The organism is Nonomuraea glycinis (assembly GCF_035920485.1).
GTDB classification, from domain to species: Bacteria; Actinomycetota; Actinomycetes; order Streptosporangiales; family Streptosporangiaceae; genus Nonomuraea; species Nonomuraea glycinis.
On sequence record NZ_CP109166.1, the window covers coordinates 6,493,277 to 6,511,295 of the forward strand.

16 protein-coding genes are annotated in these 18,019 nt (G+C 71.7%); 10 read left to right on the forward strand and 6 right to left on the reverse strand.

The window, feature by feature from the left end:
• Positions 1–32 precede the first annotated feature (32 nt).
• From ftsZ to OHA68_RS30570, 7 genes are all read left to right on the forward strand, one after another.
• Positions 33–1,502: a cell division protein FtsZ gene (ftsZ, locus tag OHA68_RS30540; RefSeq protein WP_327103338.1), complete on the forward strand. Its 1,470-nt coding sequence runs from the start codon at positions 33–35 to the stop codon at positions 1,500–1,502.
• A 216-nt stretch (positions 1,503–1,718) separates the two neighbouring features.
• Positions 1,719–2,435: a YggS family pyridoxal phosphate-dependent enzyme gene (locus OHA68_RS30545; RefSeq protein WP_327103339.1), complete on the forward strand. Its 717-nt coding sequence runs from the start codon at positions 1,719–1,721 to the stop codon at positions 2,433–2,435.
• A 139-nt stretch (positions 2,436–2,574) separates the two neighbouring features.
• Positions 2,575–3,075: a cell division protein SepF gene (locus OHA68_RS30550; protein WP_189139969.1), complete on the forward strand. Its 501-nt coding sequence runs from the start codon at positions 2,575–2,577 to the stop codon at positions 3,073–3,075.
• An 80-nt stretch (positions 3,076–3,155) separates the two neighbouring features.
• Positions 3,156–3,449 carry a YggT family protein gene (locus tag OHA68_RS30555; protein WP_189139970.1) on the forward strand — a complete coding sequence of 98 codons (294 nt, stop codon included), beginning with the start codon at positions 3,156–3,158 and terminating at the stop codon, positions 3,447–3,449.
• Between the two features lie 106 nt (positions 3,450–3,555).
• Positions 3,556–4,443 carry a DivIVA domain-containing protein gene (locus tag OHA68_RS30560; protein WP_327103340.1) on the forward strand — a complete coding sequence of 296 codons (888 nt, stop codon included), beginning with the start codon at positions 3,556–3,558 and terminating at the stop codon, positions 4,441–4,443.
• 41 nt (positions 4,444–4,484) lie between these two features.
• Complete coding sequence (locus tag OHA68_RS30565) at positions 4,485–6,635, forward strand: hypothetical protein (protein ID WP_327103341.1); 2,151 nt, start codon at positions 4,485–4,487, stop codon at positions 6,633–6,635.
• A gap of 209 nt (positions 6,636–6,844) precedes the next feature.
• Positions 6,845–7,480 carry an MBL fold metallo-hydrolase gene (locus OHA68_RS30570; RefSeq protein WP_327103342.1) on the forward strand — a complete coding sequence of 212 codons (636 nt, stop codon included), beginning with the start codon at positions 6,845–6,847 and terminating at the stop codon, positions 7,478–7,480.
• A 261-nt stretch (positions 7,481–7,741) separates the two neighbouring features.
• Here OHA68_RS30570 and ileS read toward each other — a convergent pair whose 3' ends face one another.
• The gene (gene ileS, locus OHA68_RS30575) at positions 7,742–10,888 is read right to left on the reverse strand and encodes an isoleucine--tRNA ligase (RefSeq protein ID WP_327103343.1); all 3,147 of its coding nucleotides are present in this window, start codon (positions 10,886–10,888) and stop codon (positions 7,742–7,744) included.
• 405 nt (positions 10,889–11,293) lie between these two features.
• On the opposite strand from ileS, the gene OHA68_RS30580 reads away from it, so the two are divergent.
• The 3 genes from OHA68_RS30580 to OHA68_RS30590 are packed head-to-tail and all read left to right on the forward strand — an operon-like array spanning position 11,294 to position 13,147.
• Positions 11,294–11,683, forward strand: coding sequence for a TraR/DksA family transcriptional regulator (locus OHA68_RS30580; protein WP_189139975.1), 390 nt, complete (start codon positions 11,294–11,296; stop codon positions 11,681–11,683).
• Positions 11,647–12,234, forward strand: a complete 588-nt coding sequence (locus tag OHA68_RS30585) for a signal peptidase II (protein WP_225277462.1) — start codon at positions 11,647–11,649, stop codon at positions 12,232–12,234. Before OHA68_RS30580 ends, OHA68_RS30585 begins: the two co-directional genes overlap by 37 nt.
• Positions 12,218–13,147, forward strand: a complete 930-nt coding sequence (locus OHA68_RS30590; protein ID WP_189139976.1) for an RluA family pseudouridine synthase — start codon at positions 12,218–12,220, stop codon at positions 13,145–13,147. Before OHA68_RS30585 ends, OHA68_RS30590 begins: the two co-directional genes overlap by 17 nt.
• A 41-nt stretch (positions 13,148–13,188) precedes the next feature.
• On the opposite strand, the gene OHA68_RS30595 is transcribed toward OHA68_RS30590, so the two are convergent.
• The 5 genes from OHA68_RS30595 to OHA68_RS30615 are packed head-to-tail and all read right to left on the reverse strand — an operon-like array spanning position 13,189 to position 18,014.
• Positions 13,189–14,598, reverse strand: a complete 1,410-nt coding sequence (locus OHA68_RS30595; RefSeq protein WP_327109576.1) for a protein kinase domain-containing protein — start codon at positions 14,596–14,598, stop codon at positions 13,189–13,191.
• Positions 14,599–14,649: 51 nt separating this feature from the next.
• Complete coding sequence (locus tag OHA68_RS30600; RefSeq protein WP_327103344.1) at positions 14,650–14,961, reverse strand: AzlD domain-containing protein; 312 nt, start codon at positions 14,959–14,961, stop codon at positions 14,650–14,652.
• Positions 14,958–15,620 carry an AzlC family ABC transporter permease gene (locus OHA68_RS30605; RefSeq protein ID WP_189139979.1) on the reverse strand — a complete coding sequence of 221 codons (663 nt, stop codon included), beginning with the start codon at positions 15,618–15,620 and terminating at the stop codon, positions 14,958–14,960. Before OHA68_RS30605 ends, OHA68_RS30600 begins: the two co-directional genes overlap by 4 nt.
• A 28-nt stretch (positions 15,621–15,648) precedes the next feature.
• A complete protein-coding gene (locus tag OHA68_RS30610; protein WP_327103345.1) occupies positions 15,649–16,479 on the reverse strand; it encodes an AraC family transcriptional regulator in 831 nt (276 codons plus the stop codon).
• Positions 16,476–18,014, reverse strand: a complete 1,539-nt coding sequence (locus OHA68_RS30615; RefSeq protein ID WP_327103346.1) for a serine/threonine-protein kinase — start codon at positions 18,012–18,014, stop codon at positions 16,476–16,478. Before OHA68_RS30615 ends, OHA68_RS30610 begins: the two co-directional genes overlap by 4 nt.
• Between the last annotated feature and the right edge of the window lie 5 nt (positions 18,015–18,019).

The following is an 18,019-nucleotide window of genomic DNA, read 5'->3' on the forward strand; positions in this document are numbered from 1 at the left end:
TGGCAAGTCAACGAGCGGAAAGGCCCCTCGTCGTGGCAGCACCGCAGAACTACCTCGCGGTCATCAAGGTCGTCGGCATCGGCGGCGGCGGAGTGAACGCCGTCAACCGGATGATCGAGGAGGGACTCAAGGGCGTCGAGTTCATCGCGATAAACACCGACGCCCAGGCGCTGCTGATGAGTGACGCCGACGTCAAACTGGACGTGGGCCGCGAGCTCACGCGTGGACTTGGAGCGGGCGCCAACCCCGATGTGGGGCGCAAGGCGGCCGAGGACCACCGTGAGGAGATCGAGGAGGTCCTCAAGGGGGCCGACATGGTCTTCGTCACAGCGGGCGAGGGTGGCGGCACCGGCACGGGCGGCGCGCCCGTGGTGGCCAACATCGCTCGCTCCCTGGGGGCGCTCACGATAGGAGTCGTCACCCGGCCGTTCAGCTTCGAGGGCCGCCGCAGGGCCTCGCAGGCCGACGCGGGCATCGAGACGCTGCGCGACGAGGTCGACACCCTCATCGTGATCCCCAACGACCGGCTGCTGTCGATCTCCGACCGGCAGGTGAGCGTGCTCGACGCGTTCAAGGCCGCCGACCAGGTGCTGCTCTCCGGTGTGCAGGGCATCACCGATCTGATCACCACGCCGGGTCTGATCAACCTGGACTTCGCCGACGTCAAGTCGGTCATGTCCGGCGCCGGTTCGGCGCTGATGGGCATCGGCCACGCGCGCGGCGACGACCGTTCGGTGGCCGCGGCGGAGATGGCGGTCTCCAGCCCGCTGCTGGAGGCCAGCATCGACGGCGCGCACGGCGTGCTGCTGTCGATCGCCGGCGGCTCCGACCTCGGCCTGTTCGAGATCAACGAGGCCGCCCAGCTGGTGTCGATGGCGGCGGCGCCCGACGCCAACATCATCTTCGGCACGGTCATCGACGACGCGCTCGGCGACGAGGTGCGGGTCACCGTGATCGCCGCCGGCTTCGACGACATCGCGCCCCCGGACAAGGCGCTGCCGCGCCCGCAGAGCCGTCCCACCGCGGCCCAGGCGCCGCCGCTGGCGGCCCCGCCCCGGACCGGCGTGCCCTCGGCGGGAGTCCGGCCCGAGCCCGCCTCCCGTCCCGAGCCGCGCCCCGACCCCCGTCCTGAGCCGCGCGTCGAGTTCAGGCCCGAGCCCCGCCAGGAGCCTCGTCCGGAGTTCAGGCCCGAGCCGCGTCCGGAGTTCCGGCCGGAGCCGCGCTCCGAGTTCAGGCCCGAGCCGCGTCCCGAGGCCAGGATCGAGGCCCGTCCCGAGCCGCGACCTGAGCCGGTGCGTCCGCCGGAGCGGACGGAGCGCGAGTCGGCGGCCGGGGACGAGCACGAGGAGCCCTCGGCCCCCGTCTCGATCCCGCGGCCCACGCCCGAGCCCACCAATCCGCCCACGCCCATCACCTCCCGCATGTCGGAGCCCGCCAAACGTCGCCCGGTGGTCTTCGAGGAGCAGGAGGAGGAATTGGACGTCCCCGACTTCCTCAAGTAGCCCGACCGGCCCCCGCCGCTCCTTCCAGCACACATGGGGAGCGGCGCCGCTGTGTCACCGGGGCGATGCGGTGCGCGTACGGCATCGCGAGGGGCGGTGTACGGCATCGCGAGGGCCGTGCGGCCGGTTCGCTCGCCGCGCCCGGGCCGGGAGCGTTCCACCCGCGCCCGGTCCGCGGGGGCGGGCGGTGGCCGGCGGCGGGAGGCGTACAGGACAATGGTGTGCACAGGAGGGACAGGCGTGCGAACGGATGAGATCGCCTCCGGCCTGGCCGGGGTCGAGAAGCGGATCGGTGAGGCGTGCCTGGCGGCGGGCCGCGACCGGGGCGAGGTGACCCTGATCGCCGTGACCAAGACCTATCCGGCCGCCGACGTGCGACTGCTGGCCGGGCTCGGCGTGCGCGACGTGGGCGAGAACCGCGACCAGGAGGCCGCGCCCAAGGCGGCCGCGTGCGCGGACCTCCCGCTGACCTGGCATTTCGTGGGGCAACTGCAGACCAACAAGGTGCGTTCCGTGGTCGGTTACGCCGATCTGATCCACTCCGTCGACCGGGGCCGGCTGGTGGAGGCGATCAGCCGGGAGGCCGTCAGGCAGAGCAGGGAGATCGGGTGCCTGGTGCAGGTGGCGCTGGACGACGACCCGGGCAGGGGCGGCGTCAGGCCGGCGGACGTGCCGGCGGTGGCCGAGGCGATCGACGCCGCTCCCGGTCTGTGGCTGGGCGGGGTGATGGCGGTGGCGCCGCTGGGGGAGGACCCGGCCAAGGCGTTCGCGCGGCTGCGCGATGTGGCGCTGGGCGTACAGGAAGGCCACCCACGTGCCACGATGATTTCCGCGGGGATGAGCGTGGATCTGGCCGAAGCCGTCGCGCACGGCGCCACACATGTGCGTGTCGGTACGGCGTTGCTCGGCCGTCGAAAGCTCTTCGTCAGGTAATGTCCCCTCAAGTGGGTCTTCAGGTCCACGGTCTGGTAGAGGTCGATCAGCGGTGAGCTCCAGGGGGGTACGGCTACCGCCTCGGACCCGGCTGACGAGTCCGAACGAGTGCGACCATGAGCAGGAGGACGACGTAGCAATGGCCGGCGCGATGCGCAAGATGGCGGTCTACCTCGGGCTCGTGGAGGACGACCGCTACGAGAGATACGAGACCTACACGGATGAGTACGCCTACGACGACGATGTGCAGCGCACCGGCGAGGAGCGGTCCATAGCGGTCCAGGACCGCGAGGAAGAGGCCGATACGGGAGTGCCCGCGCCCAGGCCCGCCACGACCGTCCTGGAGCGCCGTACGACCGATCTGGCGCGCATCACCACCCTGCACCCCCGGACCTACAACGAGGCCCGGACGATCGGCGAGCACTTCCGTGACGGCACCCCCGTCATCATGAATCTGACCGAGATGGTCGACAGCGACGCGAAGCGGCTGGTCGATTTCGCGGCAGGTCTGGTCTTTGGCCTACATGGCAGCATTGAACGTGTTACGAACAAGGTGTTCCTGTTGTCCCCTGCCAATGTCGAGGTGACCGCTGAGGACAAGGCACGAATCGCGGAACGCGGGTTCTTCAACCAGAGTTAGAGTCTCTGTATGACTACCGGACCCAACCAGGTCTCGCCGAGACCGGACGGGCACATCAGAAGTGGAGGCGCGGCCAGACCGTGGGGATCGTAAGCCAGATCTTGGTCGTTGTCCTGTCGCTCTACCTGGTGCTGCTCATCGGCAGGATGATCTTCGAGACCGTCCAGGCGTTCGCACGGCAGTGGCGACCCTCCGGGGTCGTGCTGGTGCTCGCCGAAGCCACATACACCGCAACCGACCCTCCCCTGAAGTTCCTCCGCCGTTTCATTCCCCCGCTCCGGTTGGGTACGGTGGCCTTTGACCTAAGCTTCACAGTCCTCTTCATCATCGTTCTGCTCTTGATCAACATCGCAGGAATGCTCGGCGGTAGGTGATGGGGGCCACAGAGCACCGGTCATGATCCAACTCGTGTCCGCGCTGAAGTGATCGGGTTGACCGTCCCTCCGGACAGACTCCAAAGCGCGCCAAGGAGACCAAAAGATGCCGCTGACGCCCGCTGATGTGCGGAACAAGCAATTCAGTACGACCCGGCTCAGGCCGGGCTACGACGAGGAAGAGGTCGATGCCTTCCTCGACGAAGTCGAGGCTGAGCTTGACCGCCTGATCCAAGAGAACGAAGAGCTCCGCGCGAAGCTGGCCGAGTGCCTGCGCGGCAAGGTGCCTGGTGGCATGAACATGCCCATGGCGTCCGCGCCCGTCCAGGAGCAGCCCAAGCCTGAGATGATGGGGCCGCCGCCCCAGCAGCAGCAGCCGGAGCCCATGCGGGCGCCCGAGCCGCAGCAGCAGCCGCAGCCGGTTCCGATGGCCATGAACATGCCTCCCGCCGAGGACAACATGGACACCGCCGCGCGCGTGCTCGCGCTCGCGCAGCAGACCGCCGACCAGGCGATCTCCGACGCCCGCCGGGAGGCGGACGAGACCGTGACCCGAGCCCGCCGCGAGGCCGACGAGATCCTGACCAAGGCTCGCCGTCAGGCCGAGCAGGTCATCGGCGACGCCCGCGCCCGCGCGGAGACGCTCGAGCGCGACGCGCAGGAGCGCCACCGTCAGGCCATGGGTTCCCTCGTCCAGACCCGTGACGAGCTCGAGCGCAAGGTCGAGGAGCTGCGCAGTTTCGAGCGCGAATACCGCAGCCGCCTCAAGCTCTACCTGGAGAACCAGCTCGCCGAGCTGAACGTCTCCGCGGAAGGCAGTGGCGGGTTCCCGGTCATGTCGTCGGGTGCGCCCAGTGCCGCGGGCCCCGGTATGCAGCACGCCGTCCCCCAGGGTGGCCAGCAGCCTCTGCCCGGTGGTCCCAACCCGTTCGGCGGCGAGGCTCCGCAGGGTGTTTTCCCCGGCAGTGACGGTCCCCACAACGACCGCCGGTAAGGTAGCGGGTCAGATAGACCCGTCACTCGAAAGAGCCCTTTGTGATCCTTATCAGTGCTGGTTTGGTGCTCGCGGCGGTCATTCTGTTGATCGCGGGCTTCGTACTGGCCAAGCCGTTCCTGATCATGTGGTCCATCGTGGTCAGCGTGCTGTCCGCGCTTTTCCTGGTGATCGGGGCACTGCTGCGGCGTCACGAGTTGTTTCCCGGTGGTGGGCAGGCCGCAGTGCCGGCCACCCCTCCTCCAGCGGGGCTCGTGCCACCCGGCGTGCCGTACAACCAGACCGGCCCGATGGGGGCGCAAGCGTCGCCGCAACCGTTCCAGCGGACGGCGACCCTGCCTTCACCCGGGCACTCACCCGTGCCCACGCGGGGGCCGTCTCCCGCACCGGCGTCCGGGCCGCAGCGCCCGCTGACGGCGAGCGGGATCTCCCCGGACGCGATCGTGCTGGTGATCCCAGGGCGCAAGCGCTACCACGTTCAGGGCTGCCGGCAGCTGATCGGGCGGGGTCAAGAAGAACTGACGTACGAAGAGGCGCGCGAGGAGGGCTTCACGCCCTGCACCGCGTGCCTGCCTGACGCCGCGCTCGGCGGTCGGCAGCTACCACCTGCCCCGGACCCCGAGCCAGCCGTCGCCACCGCGCACCAGGCCGAGCCGGCCGTCGCCACCGCGCACCAGGCCGAGCCGACGCGGGACCCGCAGTCGCCGGTCATGCCGCCAAGGCCCGAACCCAAGGCTTCCACCCCCACCTCGCCCCCCTCCCCGGCCTCCACCCCCGCCTCGGCCTCTACGGCCTCGGCCCCCGCCTCGGCTTCTTCCGCGGCCCCTTCTTCATCCGCGGCCCCTTCCCCGGCATCGGCTTCTTCCTCGGCCGCCTCTTCCGCGACCGCCGAGGGCCCGACCGGCTGGTTCGGCCGGCCGGCCGCCTCTCCGGCCTCTGCGCCCACCCGTCCCGGGGGCGGCACGCCATCCGGGGCCGGTGGCAAGGGCGCGCGGCCCCCCTACGGGTCCGCCGGGCGCGATGAGGCGGAGGCGGAGACCAAGCTCTCCCTGCCCCTCCCCGATGCCCACCGCACCCCCAGGCCGGACCGGCCCCAGCGGCCGGGCACCGGGTCAGAGCCGAAGGGCGGGCGACCCTCTGGCGGAGCTGAGCGCGGCGACTCCTCCGGCCACGGTGCGCAAGCCGAACGCCCCGCCGGCAGAGCTGAGCAGGCGGTCGGCAGCGGCGCTCAGGGCAAGAAGCCGGGTGGCGGCGGTAGTGCGCGGGGTGAGAAGCCCGTTGGTAAGCAGGCGGTGATGGCTGAGCCTGACAGCGACTCCACCGACCCCGACACCCGTCCCCAGCCTCGCGTCACGGCCTCCGGCGAACCGGTGTCCCAGGACGCCAAGCCGCCGGCGGAGTCGCGTCGTCCGGCATCGGGCGGCCCCGCCGGGCAGACCCGTTCCGGATCGGGTGGCGCCCCTTCATCGCTGCGATCGCGGTCGGGTGAGGGCAAGTCTCAGGGGAGTTCCGCCGGGGCCGATGAGGCTGAGGCGAAGTCGCCGCAGGGCGGCTCCGACCGGGGCCCGGCTTCGAGTGGTGCTGTGACGCCGGAGCGACCGGCGTCGTCGGCCGAGTCCGCCAAGTCCCGGACCCTGCCGACGCCCACCGGAGCGCCTGACAGGGCGACCGGGGGGAGGCCCGGCACCGGCTCGGGGAGCCCGTCGAAGGCTCCGGGCGGCGAGCGGCCCACCGGCGAGCGGCCCACCGGTCCCAAGCCGGGTGGCGAGCGGCCCACCGGTCCCAAGGCGGGTGGTGAGCGGCCTACCGGCTCCAAGGCGGGTGGTGAGCAGCAGTCCGCCGGGGCGAAGTCCGGTGGCGAGGGTTCGGCCGATACCGCCGCTCATGGGCGGTCCGGCGGCTCTACCTCCAGCGCCTCCACCGCCGGTGCCTCCACCGCTGGCGGCTCCACCGCCGGTGCCTCAAAAGACCGTGGCGCGGCGTCCGGCGAGCCTGCCCCTGCTGGGGGGAAGAAGGCTGGCGGCGGCATGGTGAAGGTCATCATCGGCACCCGTCGCTACCACGGCACCGCCTGTCCGTTGATTCAGGGTGCTGGGGAGTCCGGGGTGGAGAGCATGACGCTGGCCAGGGCTGAGGCGGCGGGTCTGACGAGTTGTTCCGTCTGTCAGAACGAGCAGGATACGGTGGGTTGATCCGTTGCGGTCGCCGGTCGAGGGTGGCCGTAATCCCCTTGTCGGCGTCCGCTGCTTTCGTGGCATCGCTGATCCGGGAGTCCTGGGTGGCGATTCACGCACTTAGCTCGGGTTTCAAGCATTGAGGCATATTTTTAGCCTGCTTGGTGTGGTTTTCGCTGTCGGAGATCTCCAGGGGGCGAAAGCGGCCGGCGGGACAGGATAGGGCCGTGAGACTGACCAAGTACGGGCATGCGTGCGTGCGGGTGGAGAAGGATTCGAGGGCGATCGTCATCGACCCCGGGGTGATGACGCCGGAGCCGGAGGCGCTGGCCGGTGTCGAGGCGGTTCTGATCACCCATGAGCACTTCGACCACTTCGAGGCCGAGCGGCTGTACGCGGCTGTGGCCGCCGACGCCGAGCTCGCCGTTTACACCTGCTCCGGGGTGGCCCGGCGGCTGGAGGGGATTCGGGACCGGGTACGGGTGGTGGCCGACGGGGACGTCCTGACGGTCGCCGGGTTCGAGGTGGTGGGCGTCGGGGAGAAGCATCACCTCAGCCATCCCGACGCCGAGCCCGTGGACAACGTCGGGTTCCTCCTCGACGGTGAGGTGTTCCATCCCGGCGACGCGCTGCCGCTGGTCGACGTGCCGACCCTGCTGGTGCCGGGCCAGGCGCCGTGGCTGACGGTGCCCGATCTGATCGGCTACCTGCGCGAGATGGGGCCGCGCCGGGCGTACGCGATCCATGACGGTCTGCTCAACGAGTGGGGCTTGAAAGTGCTCGACAGCGTGCTGGCGAGCGAGGCCGGGCCGCTCGACGCCGACATCCGGCGGCTGTTGCCGGGCGAGAGCGTCGAGCTCTGAGCCCGCCCGACGCCGCTGGGCGCGACGCGGTCGAGAGGCCGTGGACCGGCGTCTGCGGCTCTCAGGCAGGTACTCGCCACCGGATACCGGCGGCGGCAGACCGGAGGATCGCTGAGGCCTACGCGCCGACGGATACCGGCGGTAGACCGGGGGATCCCCGAGGCTTACGCGCCCGGCGGATACCGGCGGCGGTAGATCGGGGATCCCCCGGGGCCGGCCGTCAGGGCGGCGGCCGGCCCCGGGGTCGGGTGCCCCCGGGGGTCAGGCGCGGCGGAGCTGGAAGGTGAGGCCCAGGTCGGGGTCCGTGTGTGTCGGGAGGCCGGGCTGGTCGCCCTCCGTCAGTGACGATGCCAGCACCTCGTCCCCGACCAGCTCGCCGCCCGTGCGCAGGGCCTGCGCCAGGTCGGGACCGGTGGCGGTCCACCACAGGTCGATGCGGTCGGTGATGGCCAGGCCCGAAGACTTGCGGGCGTCCTGCACCAGGCGGATGACCTCGCGCAGCAGGCCCGCCCGGCGCAGCTCGTCGGTGAGCTCCAGGTCGAGCGCCACCGTCTCGCCGGTGCCCGTGTCGATCGCGCCCGTCTCCACCGCCCAGCCGGAACGCGGCTGCTCGGTGACGATCACGTCGTCGGAGCCGAGCGTGACCGGGCCGAGTTCGCCCGCCTCCACGGTGACGGACTCGCCGGAGCGCAGGGCGCGGGCCAGCGTGGTGGCGTCGGCGGCGCCCACGGCGGCGGCCACCAGCTTGGTCTGCGAGCCGAACCGCTTGCCGAGAGCCCGGAAGTTGGGCTTGACGGTGTAGGAGACCAGGTCGGCACTGAAGCCCGACATGTCCTCCAGGACCTGGACGTTCAGCTCGTCGGCGATGAGGTCGCGCAGCTCGCTGGGCAACGCCGGCCAGTCGTGCGCGCCGACCAGGGCGCGGCCGAGCGGCTGGCGGGTCTTGACGCCGGAGGAGGCGCGGGCCGAGCGGCCCAGCTCCACCAGCCGCCGCACCAGCGCCATCTGCTGCGACAGCGCCGGGTCGAGCAGATCATCGCGCACGGCGGGCCAGGACGCCAGGTGCACCGAGGTGGGGGCGTCGGAGCCGCGCAGCACGTCCCACAGGTAGTCGGTGACGAACGGCGTGAAGGGCGCCATGAGCCGCGTCACCGTCTCCAGGCACTCGTACAGGGTGGCGAACGCCTCCGGCGACCCCTGCCAGAACCGGCGGCGCGAGCGGCGTACGTACCAGTTGGACAGGTCGTCGAGGAACTCGGCCAGCCTGCGTCCGGCCCGCTGGGTGTCGTACTCGTCCAGTGAGGCGGTGACGTCGGCGACCGTGCGGTGCAGCTCGGCCAGTGCCCACCGGTCGAGCAGCGGGCGCTGCGCGGCCGGGGGCGCGTCGGCCAGCCGGGCGGGCGACCACGACTCGGCGCCCGCGTAGAGAGTGAAGAAGGAGGCGGTGTTCCAGTAGGTCAGCAGGACCTTGCGGACGATCTCCTCCAGCGCGCCGTGGCCGACCCGGCGGGCCGACCAGGGCGAGCCGCCGCAGGCCATGAACCAGCGCAGCGCGTCGGCGCCGTGCTCGTCCATCAGCGGCATCGGCTCCAGGATGTTGCCCAGGTGCTTGCTCATCTTGCGGCCGTCCTCGGCCAGGATGAGCCCGAGGCAGAGCACGTTCTCGTAGGAGGACTGGCCGAACACCAGCGTGCCGACGGCCATCAGCGAGTAGAACCAGCCGCGGGTCTGGTCGGTCGCCTCGCAGATGAACTGCGCCGGGTAGAGGCCCTCGGGCTTGCCCGGCTGCCCCCACTGGGCAAACGGCATGGAGCCGGAGTCGTACCACGCGTCGATGACGTCGGGCACCCGGCGGGCCTCGGCCGAGCAGGTCGGGCAAGGGAAGGCCACGTCGTCCACGAACGGGCGGTGCGGGTCGAGCGCCGACAGGTCCTCGCCGGCCAGGGCGCCCAGCTCCGCCAAGGAGCCCACGCACGTCACGTGGGACTCGTCGGCCGAGCACACCCACAGCGGCAGCGGCGTGCCCCAGTAGCGCGAGCGCGACAGCGACCAGTCGACGTTGTTGCGCAGCCACTCGCCGAAGCGGCCCCACTTGATCGTGTCGGGGTACCAGTTGGTCGTGGCGTTCTCCGCCAGCATCTGCTCCTTGACCTCGGTGGTCCTGATGTACCAGGAGGGGAGCGCGTAGTAGAGCAGCGGCGTGTGGCAGCGCCAGCAGTGCGGGTAGCTGTGGTCGAAGTGGCCGCCGCGGAACAGCAGGCCGCGGCCGCGCAGGTCCTCGGTGAGCGCCTCGTCGGCGTCCTTGAAGAACTGCCCGCCCACCATGGGCACGTCGTCGAGGAAGCGCCCGTCGGGGCCGATCGGGTTGATCACCGGCATGTCGTAGCGCCTGATGACGGCCAGGTCGTCGGCGCCGAACGCGGGCGCCTGGTGGACCAGGCCGGTGCCGTCCTCGACGGTGACGTACTCGCCGAGCACCACGTAGTGGGCGTCGGGGATGTCGACCAGGTCGAAGGGCCGCCGGTAGGTGGTGCGCTCCAGCTCACGGCCGGTGAGGCGAGCCACCTCGGTGACGTCCTCGCCGAGCACCGACAGCAGCGGCTCGGCCACCACCAGCACCTCGCCGCCGGCGGTGCGCGCGGCGACGTAGGTGACGTCGGGGTGCACGGCGACGGCGGTGTTGGAGACCAGCGTCCAGGGGGTGGTCGTCCAGATCAGCAGGGAGGCGTCCAGCTCGGCCAGCGGACCGGAGGTCACCGGCATGCGGACGTACACCGACGGGCTGGACACGGTCTCGTAGCCGCCGGGCTGGCCCAGCTCGTGGTCCGACAGGCCGGTGCCGCAGCGCGGGCAGTAGGGCGTGATGCGGAAGTCGCGGAACAGCAGGCCCTTGTCGAAGACGACCTTGAGCGACCACCAGACGGCCTCGATGTAGGCCGGGTCCATGGTCCGGTACGCCGTCGACAGGTCGATCCAGTAGCCCATCCGCTCGGTGAGCTGCTCGAAGGCGTCGACGTGCCGCAGCACCGACGAGCGGCACTTGGCGTTGAACTCGGCGATGCCGTAGTCCTCGATGTCGCGCTTGCCGGTGAGGCCCAGCTCCTTCTCGACGCCGACCTCGACGGGCAGGCCGTGGCAGTCCCAGCCGGCCTTGCGGGGCACGCTGAAGCCGCGCATCGACTTGTAGCGCGGGAACAGGTCCTTGAAGACGCGGGCCTCGACGTGGTGGACGCCGGGCAGGCCGTTGGCGGTGGGCGGGCCCTCGTAGAAGACCCAGGACGGGTTGCCCTCGTTCTGCTCGATGGAGCGTTCGAAGATCTTCCCGTCCCGCCAGCGGTCCAGGACCTCGCGCTCGAGCGCGGGCAGGTCGACCTGCGCGGGAAGAGAGCGGAAAGATGGCGAAGACATGTCGGGCAGGACCTCCACGCGTCACAGGCCGGTAGACGGGCTTTGCGCGAAGGGACGAAGCCGGTGGGGCTCCGCGGTACCACCCTTCTTGGCCTCGGGTGAGGCCCTCTCCATTAGAGGTGCGGCCGGGTCTAGTGAGCTCGATGCGAGCCGTTCTTCCGGCGGCTCCGGGGTGATGCCCCTCGTCGGAGGGCCCCATCAACGCCTTGCAGCTTCACACCATAACGCAGAGCGGCCCCGAGAGCTTCCACGAACGCGGGAATGGAGTCCGCTGAGGAGGAGTTAGCAGGGCGAGGCGGGATAGTACAGGAGGGGTAATTCGTCCGGCGGGTCGTTTGCCATTCCGTTATCGGAGACCTAGGCTGCCCGCACGATTCAAGGGCCTTGATCAGCATGGAGGCAGCCATGGTGGCAGTCACGCAGACCGCTACACCGTCGATGTGGTCGAAGCAGGAGCTGGCCGAGGTACGCGGCACGCTGCAGAGCGAGGTCGAGGAGCTCAACGCGGACATTCTCCGTCACGAGTCCGAAATCGCTTCGGGAGACGTTACTCAGGGGGCCGGTGACGACCAGGCGGACGCCGGCGCCAAGACCTATGAGCGCGAACGTGAGATCGCCCTTACCCTGAATGCACGCGACCTGGTCGCGCAGAACGAACGTGCGATCGCCAGGATCGACGCAGGGACTTATGGAGTGTGCGAATCGTGCCACAAGCCGATCGGCAAGGAGCGCCTTCAGGCGTTCCCCAGGGCGACGCTGTGCGTGGCCTGCAAGCAGAAGGAGGAGCGCCGGTAGGCGGGCGGCGAGGCCGTCTCCTGGCCGTTCTCGCCTCGCTCGCGGCCGTTCTCTACGCGTCCGACGTGATCACCAAGACGGTGGCGCTGCGGACGCTGGAGGGCGAGCCGCCGCTGGTGCTGATCCCCGGAGTGCTGCAGTTCAGGCTGATCTTCAACTCGGGGGCCGCGTTCAGCATTGGCACCGGGATGACCTTCATCCTCACCCTCATCGCCGCCTGCGTGGTGGTCGCCATCATCCGGGCGGCGCGTAAACTGGGGAGCCTGCCGTGGGCGATCACCCTGGGCATGCTGCTGGGCGGCGCGCTCGGCAACCTGACCGACAGGCTGCTGCGCTACCCGTCCGGCTTCGGCAGGTCCACACAGCTCCAGGGGCATGTGGTCGACTTCATCGAGGTGCTGCCCGGCAACTTCCCGGTGATCGACTACTTCCCGATCTTCAACATCGCCGACTCGGCGATCGTGTGCGGCGGCATCCTCGCGGTCATCCTGGCCTGGCGCGGTTATCAGCTTGACGGGACGAGGGAGGGCAAGAGTGGCCGAGCAGCGTAGTCTCCCCGTCCCCGACGGGCTGGAGGGCGAGCGGGTCGACGCCGCGCTGTCCAGACTGTTCGGGTTCTCGCGCACCCGCGCGGCCGAGCTGATCGGCGCCGGTGAGGTGCTGGTCGACGGCAGGCAGCCGGCCAAGTCCGACCGGGTGCACGCGGGCGCCTGGCTCGACGTGACGCTCCCGCCTCCGGTGAGCACCCCCATGCCGGTGGCCGAGCCGGTGCCGGGCATGAGCATCGTCTACGAGGACGACGACATCGTGGTGGTCAACAAGCCGATCGGCGTGGCCGCCCACCCGACCGTCGGCTGGACGGGCCCGACCGTGCTGGGCGGCCTGCTCGGCGCCGGGCACACGATCGCGACCAGCGGCGCGGCCGAGCGTCAGGGCATCGTGCACCGGCTGGACGCTAACACCACCGGCGCGATGGCGGTGGCCAAGAGCGAGCACGCCTACTCCCACCTCAAGCGCGCCTTCAAGGAGCGCACCGTCGACAAGCGCTACCACGCGCTGGTCCAGGGGCATCCCGACCCGTTCCGGGGCACGGTGGACGCGCCGATCGACCGGCACCCGTCGGGTGACGGCAGGTGGGCGGTGGTCGCGGGCGGCAAGGCGTCGATCACCCACTACGACACGATCGAGGCGTTCCGGGCGGCCTCGCTGCTCGACATCAAGCTGGAGACCGGTCGCACCCACCAGATCCGGGTGCACATGTCCGCGCTGCGCCACCCGTGCGTGGGCGACATGATGTACGGCGCGGACCCGACGATCGCCGCCCGGCTGGGCGTCACCAGGCAGTGGCTGCACGCGGTCTCGCTCGGCTTCGAGCATCCCTCCACCGGCGAGTGGATCTCGTTCGGCACCGACTACCCGGAGGACCTGCAGAAGGCCCTGGACACCGTACGAGCGGAGTCCTGACCCGCAGGCCCTGGACGCCGTACGCGCGGAGTCGTGACTCCTTAGGCCCTGTGCTTGTCGGCCTTCTTCTGCTTCTGGCCGGCGTTCTCACGGGCTTCCTGACCCTGACCCCTACCCTGCCCCTGACCCTGACCCCGCTCCTGGGCGTCGCCGTCGGCGGCCGGGTCCACCTGGCCGGGGGTCCTCCCGCCGGACTCGTTCTCCGGGGTGCCCCGAGAGGTGTCACGAGGGGTGGCCCGTTCGGGCTTGGTGGGTGTCGGTTCGCCGGGCGTCTCACGGGCGGATTTGGTGGGCTGGGGCCGGGTCTGCTTCGTGGACGGCTCGGTGGTGGTGCCCGGTTCGTCGGGGCGGGGTGAGTCGTACATCGTGCGGGGTGAGTCGTACGCGGTCGGGGGTGGGGTGTCCTGCCGGGTGCCGGTGCGCGACGGTGGCGGATGGCTCGTCTCGGGGGCTGCGCTGGGGGAGCCGGACGATCGCACCACCGCCGGTACGTGCGGCGGCGCGCTGGTCTCCGCGGGCCGGTGCGACCACCAGGCCGCGCCGCCGGTGACCAGCGCCACCATGACCGTGCCCGCGCCCAGCGCGAGCAGCGGCGGCCTGCGCCGGCCCGGCACGAGCGCAGGCCGGGCCTGGGTCGCGACCGGGATAGGCACCGGCCCGGTCGGCTCGGGTGCGCTGCCGGTGATGATCGCGGACAGCCGCCGCCGCGCCTCGTCCAGCGACATCCGCTCGGCGGGGTCCTTGCGCAGCAGGCCGAGCAGGATGGGACCGAGGACGCCCGCGCGGGCCAGCGGGGCCGGTTCGGCGTGCATGACCGCGCCCAGCGTGGCCAGCGCGTTCTCGCGGTGGAAGGGGGAGTGGCCCTCGACGGCCACGTAGAGCGTCACGCCCAGCGCCCACAGGTCCGAGGCGGGCTGGGCCTGCCCGCCCGCCGCCCGCTCCGGCGCCATGTAGGCCGGTGTGCCGAGGAGTATCCCCGTCCTGGTGACGGGGGCCTCGTCCTCGGTGGTGGCGATGCCGAAGTCGGTGAGCACCGCCCGGCCGTCCTCGCCCAGCAGCACGTTGTCGGGCTTGACGTCCCGGTGCAGGACCCCCGCCGTGTGGGCCGCGCGCAGCGCCTCCAGCAACTGCAGCCCGACGTGCGCGACCTCCACGGGGGCCATCGGCCCGTCGTCGCGCACCAGCTCGCCGAGCGTGCGGGAGCGGATGAGCTGCATGACGATCCACGGGTGGCCGTGCTCCTCCAGCACGTCGTACACGGCGGCGACGCAGGGGTGGGCGACCCGGCCGGCCGCCCTGGCCTCGCGGAAGGTCCGCACGGTGAAGATGTCGCGTTCCGGGCCGGTGAGATCGGGAGGCGGGAGGACCTCCTTGAGCGCCACGTCGCGGCCGAGCACCTCGTCGTACGCCTGCCACACGGTGCCCATGCCGCCCCGGCCGATCGTCTTCACCAAGCGGTAACGGCCTCCAACAATCCCCACAGAATCGGACATGCGGGGCGACTACCCCAAAAGGACTCGGACAAGCGCGGTCGTGGCCGCGGCCGCAGCCAGGACGACCAGGAACGGAGCGCGCAGCAGCAACGCGATCACGGCAGCGGCCAGACCGCTGGCACGGGCCGGGTCGAAGGCGAGCGCGCCCTGATGGGTGAACATCTGAACGGCGATGAGCGCCGCCAGGAGCGTCACCGGCACCAGCTCGGCGAAGCGCCGCACCACGGGATGGTCGAGCACCTGGCGCGGGGCGGCGAGCCCGGCCAGTTTGAGCGCGTAACAGCCGGCGCAGACCGCCGCGATGGCCCACCAGAGCGTCATCGGACCAGCACCACCAGCACGGCCAGGGCCGACAGCAGCACGGGCACCCCCGGCGGGAAGAACGGGGTGGCCAGCAGCGCGATGGCCATGCCGCCCACGGCCAGGCGGCGCAGCTCGGCGCTGGCCGCCAGCCGCGGCCACAGGATGGCCAGGAACGTCGCGGGCCCCACCACGTCCAGCCCCAGCATGGCGGGGTCACCGAGCGCGGAGGTGCCCAGCGCGCCGGCGAGCGTGGTGAGGTTCCAGGTGATGTAGATGGTGGCGAACGTGGTCGTGAACCCGGCCCGCGCCGCCGCCGGGGTCGGCTGGGCGAGCGCCACGGCGGTGGTCTCGTCGATCACGCCGTGCGCGGCCACCAGCCTGCGCGGCCCGCGAACCCGCAGCACATCGGCCATCCGCAGGCCGTACAGCGTGTTGCGGCCGCCGAGCAGCAGCGCGCCGGAGGCGGCGGAGAGCAGGTCGCCGCCCGCGCCGACCGCGCCGGTGAGCGCGAACTGCGAGGCGCCGGTGAAGGCCAGCAGGCTCAGCACGCACGCTTGCGGCACGCTCAGTCCCGCGGTGACGGCCGCGGCGCCGAAGGCGACCCCGGACAGCCCCACGGCCAGCCCCACGCCCAGGCCGTCCCTGATGGCGGCGGAACGATGTGTCGTCTGGTCCATGGAAACCGAGGATATGTGCAGGTCAGGACTATTTCTTGTACGTTCCTGCGGCTCGTTGGTAGGCGGCCGGAGGGACGCCGACGACGCGCTTGAAGTGGCGGCTCAGGTGCGCCTGATCGGTGAAGCCCACCTCGGCGGCCACCCGCGCCGGCCGTACCCCCGACCGCAGGAGGTGGCGGGCCCGCCGCACCCGCAACGAGTTCAGGTAGGCGTGCGGCGGCAGGCCGGTCGCCTCCTTGAACGCGCGCAGCAGCGGGAACGGCCTGGCCCCGACCACCCGCGCCAGATCCTCCAGCGTCGGCGGGTCCACCAGGCGCTCGTGCAGCACGTCCAGCGCCGCGCGCACCGCCCGCTCGCCCTCGGGGGCGAGCTCCACGGCGGGCCGCGGCGTGGCGTGGCGGGTCAGCAGCCGCGCGAACAGCGTCCGCGTCATCGTGGAGGCGGCCAGGTCGTCGCCGCGCTCGGTCGCCTGGTGCGCGCGGTCCATCAGCGCCGCCACCGCCGGGTCGCGCACCACCTGCTCGGCGAAGTGCGGGGTGCCGTACGTCAGGCCGAGCTCGGTCGCGATCTCACCGATCGCCGCCACGGACGGATAGAGCATGCGGTACGCCCAGCCGCCCGCGGTGCCCGCCTGGCCGGTGTGCGCCGCGTCGGGGTTGACCAGCACCACCTCGCCCGCGCCCGCCCGGTGCGTGCTGCCGCGGTAGTCGAACTCCTCCACACCGGCGATGATGACGCCGATGGCGTAGCCGTCGTGCACGTGCCGGGAGAAGCGGTGGGTGACGTAGCGGGCCTTGAGCAGGTCGACCTCCGGCACCGCCGGGTGCCGCCAGAAGCGGGCCCGCTCCGCCTCGCTCACGGCGTCCCGGCCCCCGGCCGGAAGGCGGCGACGAAGCTGTCGAAGTAGTGCCGGTCCTTTTTCCAGCGGGACTGGGTCGTCTCCCAGTAGAGGGCGAAGGGGCGGCCGTCGGCGGTGCGCAGGCCCCGGTTGATCACATGGATGGTCTCGCCCTCGCGCACCCTGGTGAACTCCCAGTCGGCCGCGGGCCGGCCGAGATAGCGGACCGGGCGGATGCCGATCCGGAGGTAGCCCTTGAACCCGCCGTCGCGGATGATCTCCTGCTCCAGCGCCTCCCAGTGCCGTACGGCACTGGTCCACGGCTGGTCCGGGACGGTCCATTCGATGATCATCAGGCCGGTGGTGCCGGGGCCTGACAGGGTGACGCTGTCCCTGGTGGCGTGCTTGGCGGCGCGCCAGCCGGGCGGCAGGGCGGTGGTGAAGCCGCCGTCGGTGTTCCGGTACGAGCGCCAGCCGTCCGGCGGCTGCCGGGTGGGCTCCTGTGTCTTGGCGGGGGTCTTGGTGGGAGTCTCGGTGGGAGCTTTGGTGGGAGTTTCGGTCGGCTGGGTCGTTGACGGCGCGGGGGTCGTCGTGGCCGGGCCGGCGATCTCCGTCCGCGGCGGGGACAGCGCCCAGGTGGCGACCAGCGCGCCGCCCGCGCCCAGCACCGCCACGGCCACGGCGGCCGCGACCATCATGACGCGGCGCCGGCCGGGCGGGCGCGACACGGGGATGGGCATCGTGCCGTCCTGCGGGGCGGCGGCCCTGGCCAGCAGCTCGGCCGCCTGCGCGGCGGGCATCCGGGTGGCCGGGTCACGCCGCAGCAGCCCGACGATCACCGGCGAGAGGCTCCCCGCCCTGCGCGGCGGCTCCAGCGGGTCGCGCAGCACCGCCGCCACCGTGGCCGCCCAGGAGTCCCTGCGGAACGGCGGTGCGCCCTCGGCCGCCGCGTAGAGCGTCGCGCCCAGCGACCACAGGTCCGCCTCTGGCCTGGCCGGCTCGCCGTTCAGCCGCTCGGGCGGCATGTAGGCGGGGGTGCCCACCAGGCCGCCGGTCGCCGTCAGGCCGGCCTCGGCCTCCAGCGAGGCGATGCCGAAGTCGGTCAGCACCACCCGGCCGTCGTCGGCCAGCAGCACGTTCTCGGGCTTGACGTCGCGGTGCAGCACCCCGGTGGCGTGCGCCGCCCGCAGCGCGTCGAGCACCCGCGCGCCGATCGCCGCCACCTGCGGCACCGCCAGCGGCCCGCCGTCGCGGATCACCTCGGCCAGCGACCGGGAGCGGACGAGCTGCATGACGATCCACGGGCGCCCCTCCTCCTCGACGACGTCGTGGATGACGATCACCGAGGGGTGGTCGAGGCGGCCCGCAGCCCGCGCCTCCCTGATGGTCCTGCTGTTGAGCTCGGCCCGCTGCTTGTCGCCCACCCCGGTGTAGCGGACCTCCTTGACCGCCACCAGCCGGTCGAGCAGCTCGTCGTGGGCACGCCAGACCACGCCCATACCGCCTTCACCGAGTGGCTCGATGAGGCGGTAGCGGCCCGCGACCTGTCTGTCCACGCGCG

What these genes read in the sequence shown, in the direction of transcription:
- OHA68_RS30560 (WP_327103340.1), top strand. Translation starts at nt 3,556, where the DNA reads ATGCCGCTGACGCCCGCTGATGTGCGGAACAAGCAATTCAGTACGACC.
- OHA68_RS30580 (WP_189139975.1), top strand. Translation starts at nt 11,294, where the DNA reads ATGGTGGCAGTCACGCAGACCGCTACACCGTCGATGTGGTCGAAGCAG.
- OHA68_RS30545 (WP_327103339.1), top strand. Translation starts at nt 1,719, where the DNA reads ATGGTGTGCACAGGAGGGACAGGCGTGCGAACGGATGAGATCGCCTCC.
- OHA68_RS30550 (WP_189139969.1), top strand. Translation starts at nt 2,575, where the DNA reads ATGGCCGGCGCGATGCGCAAGATGGCGGTCTACCTCGGGCTCGTGGAG.
- ileS (WP_327103343.1), bottom strand. Translation starts at nt 10,888, where the DNA reads ATGTCTTCGCCATCTTTCCGCTCTCTTCCCGCGCAGGTCGACCTGCCC.
- OHA68_RS30605 (WP_189139979.1), bottom strand. Translation starts at nt 15,620, where the DNA reads ATGGACCAGACGACACATCGTTCCGCCGCCATCAGGGACGGCCTGGGC.
- OHA68_RS30600 (WP_327103344.1), bottom strand. Translation starts at nt 14,961, where the DNA reads ATGACGCTCTGGTGGGCCATCGCGGCGGTCTGCGCCGGCTGTTACGCG.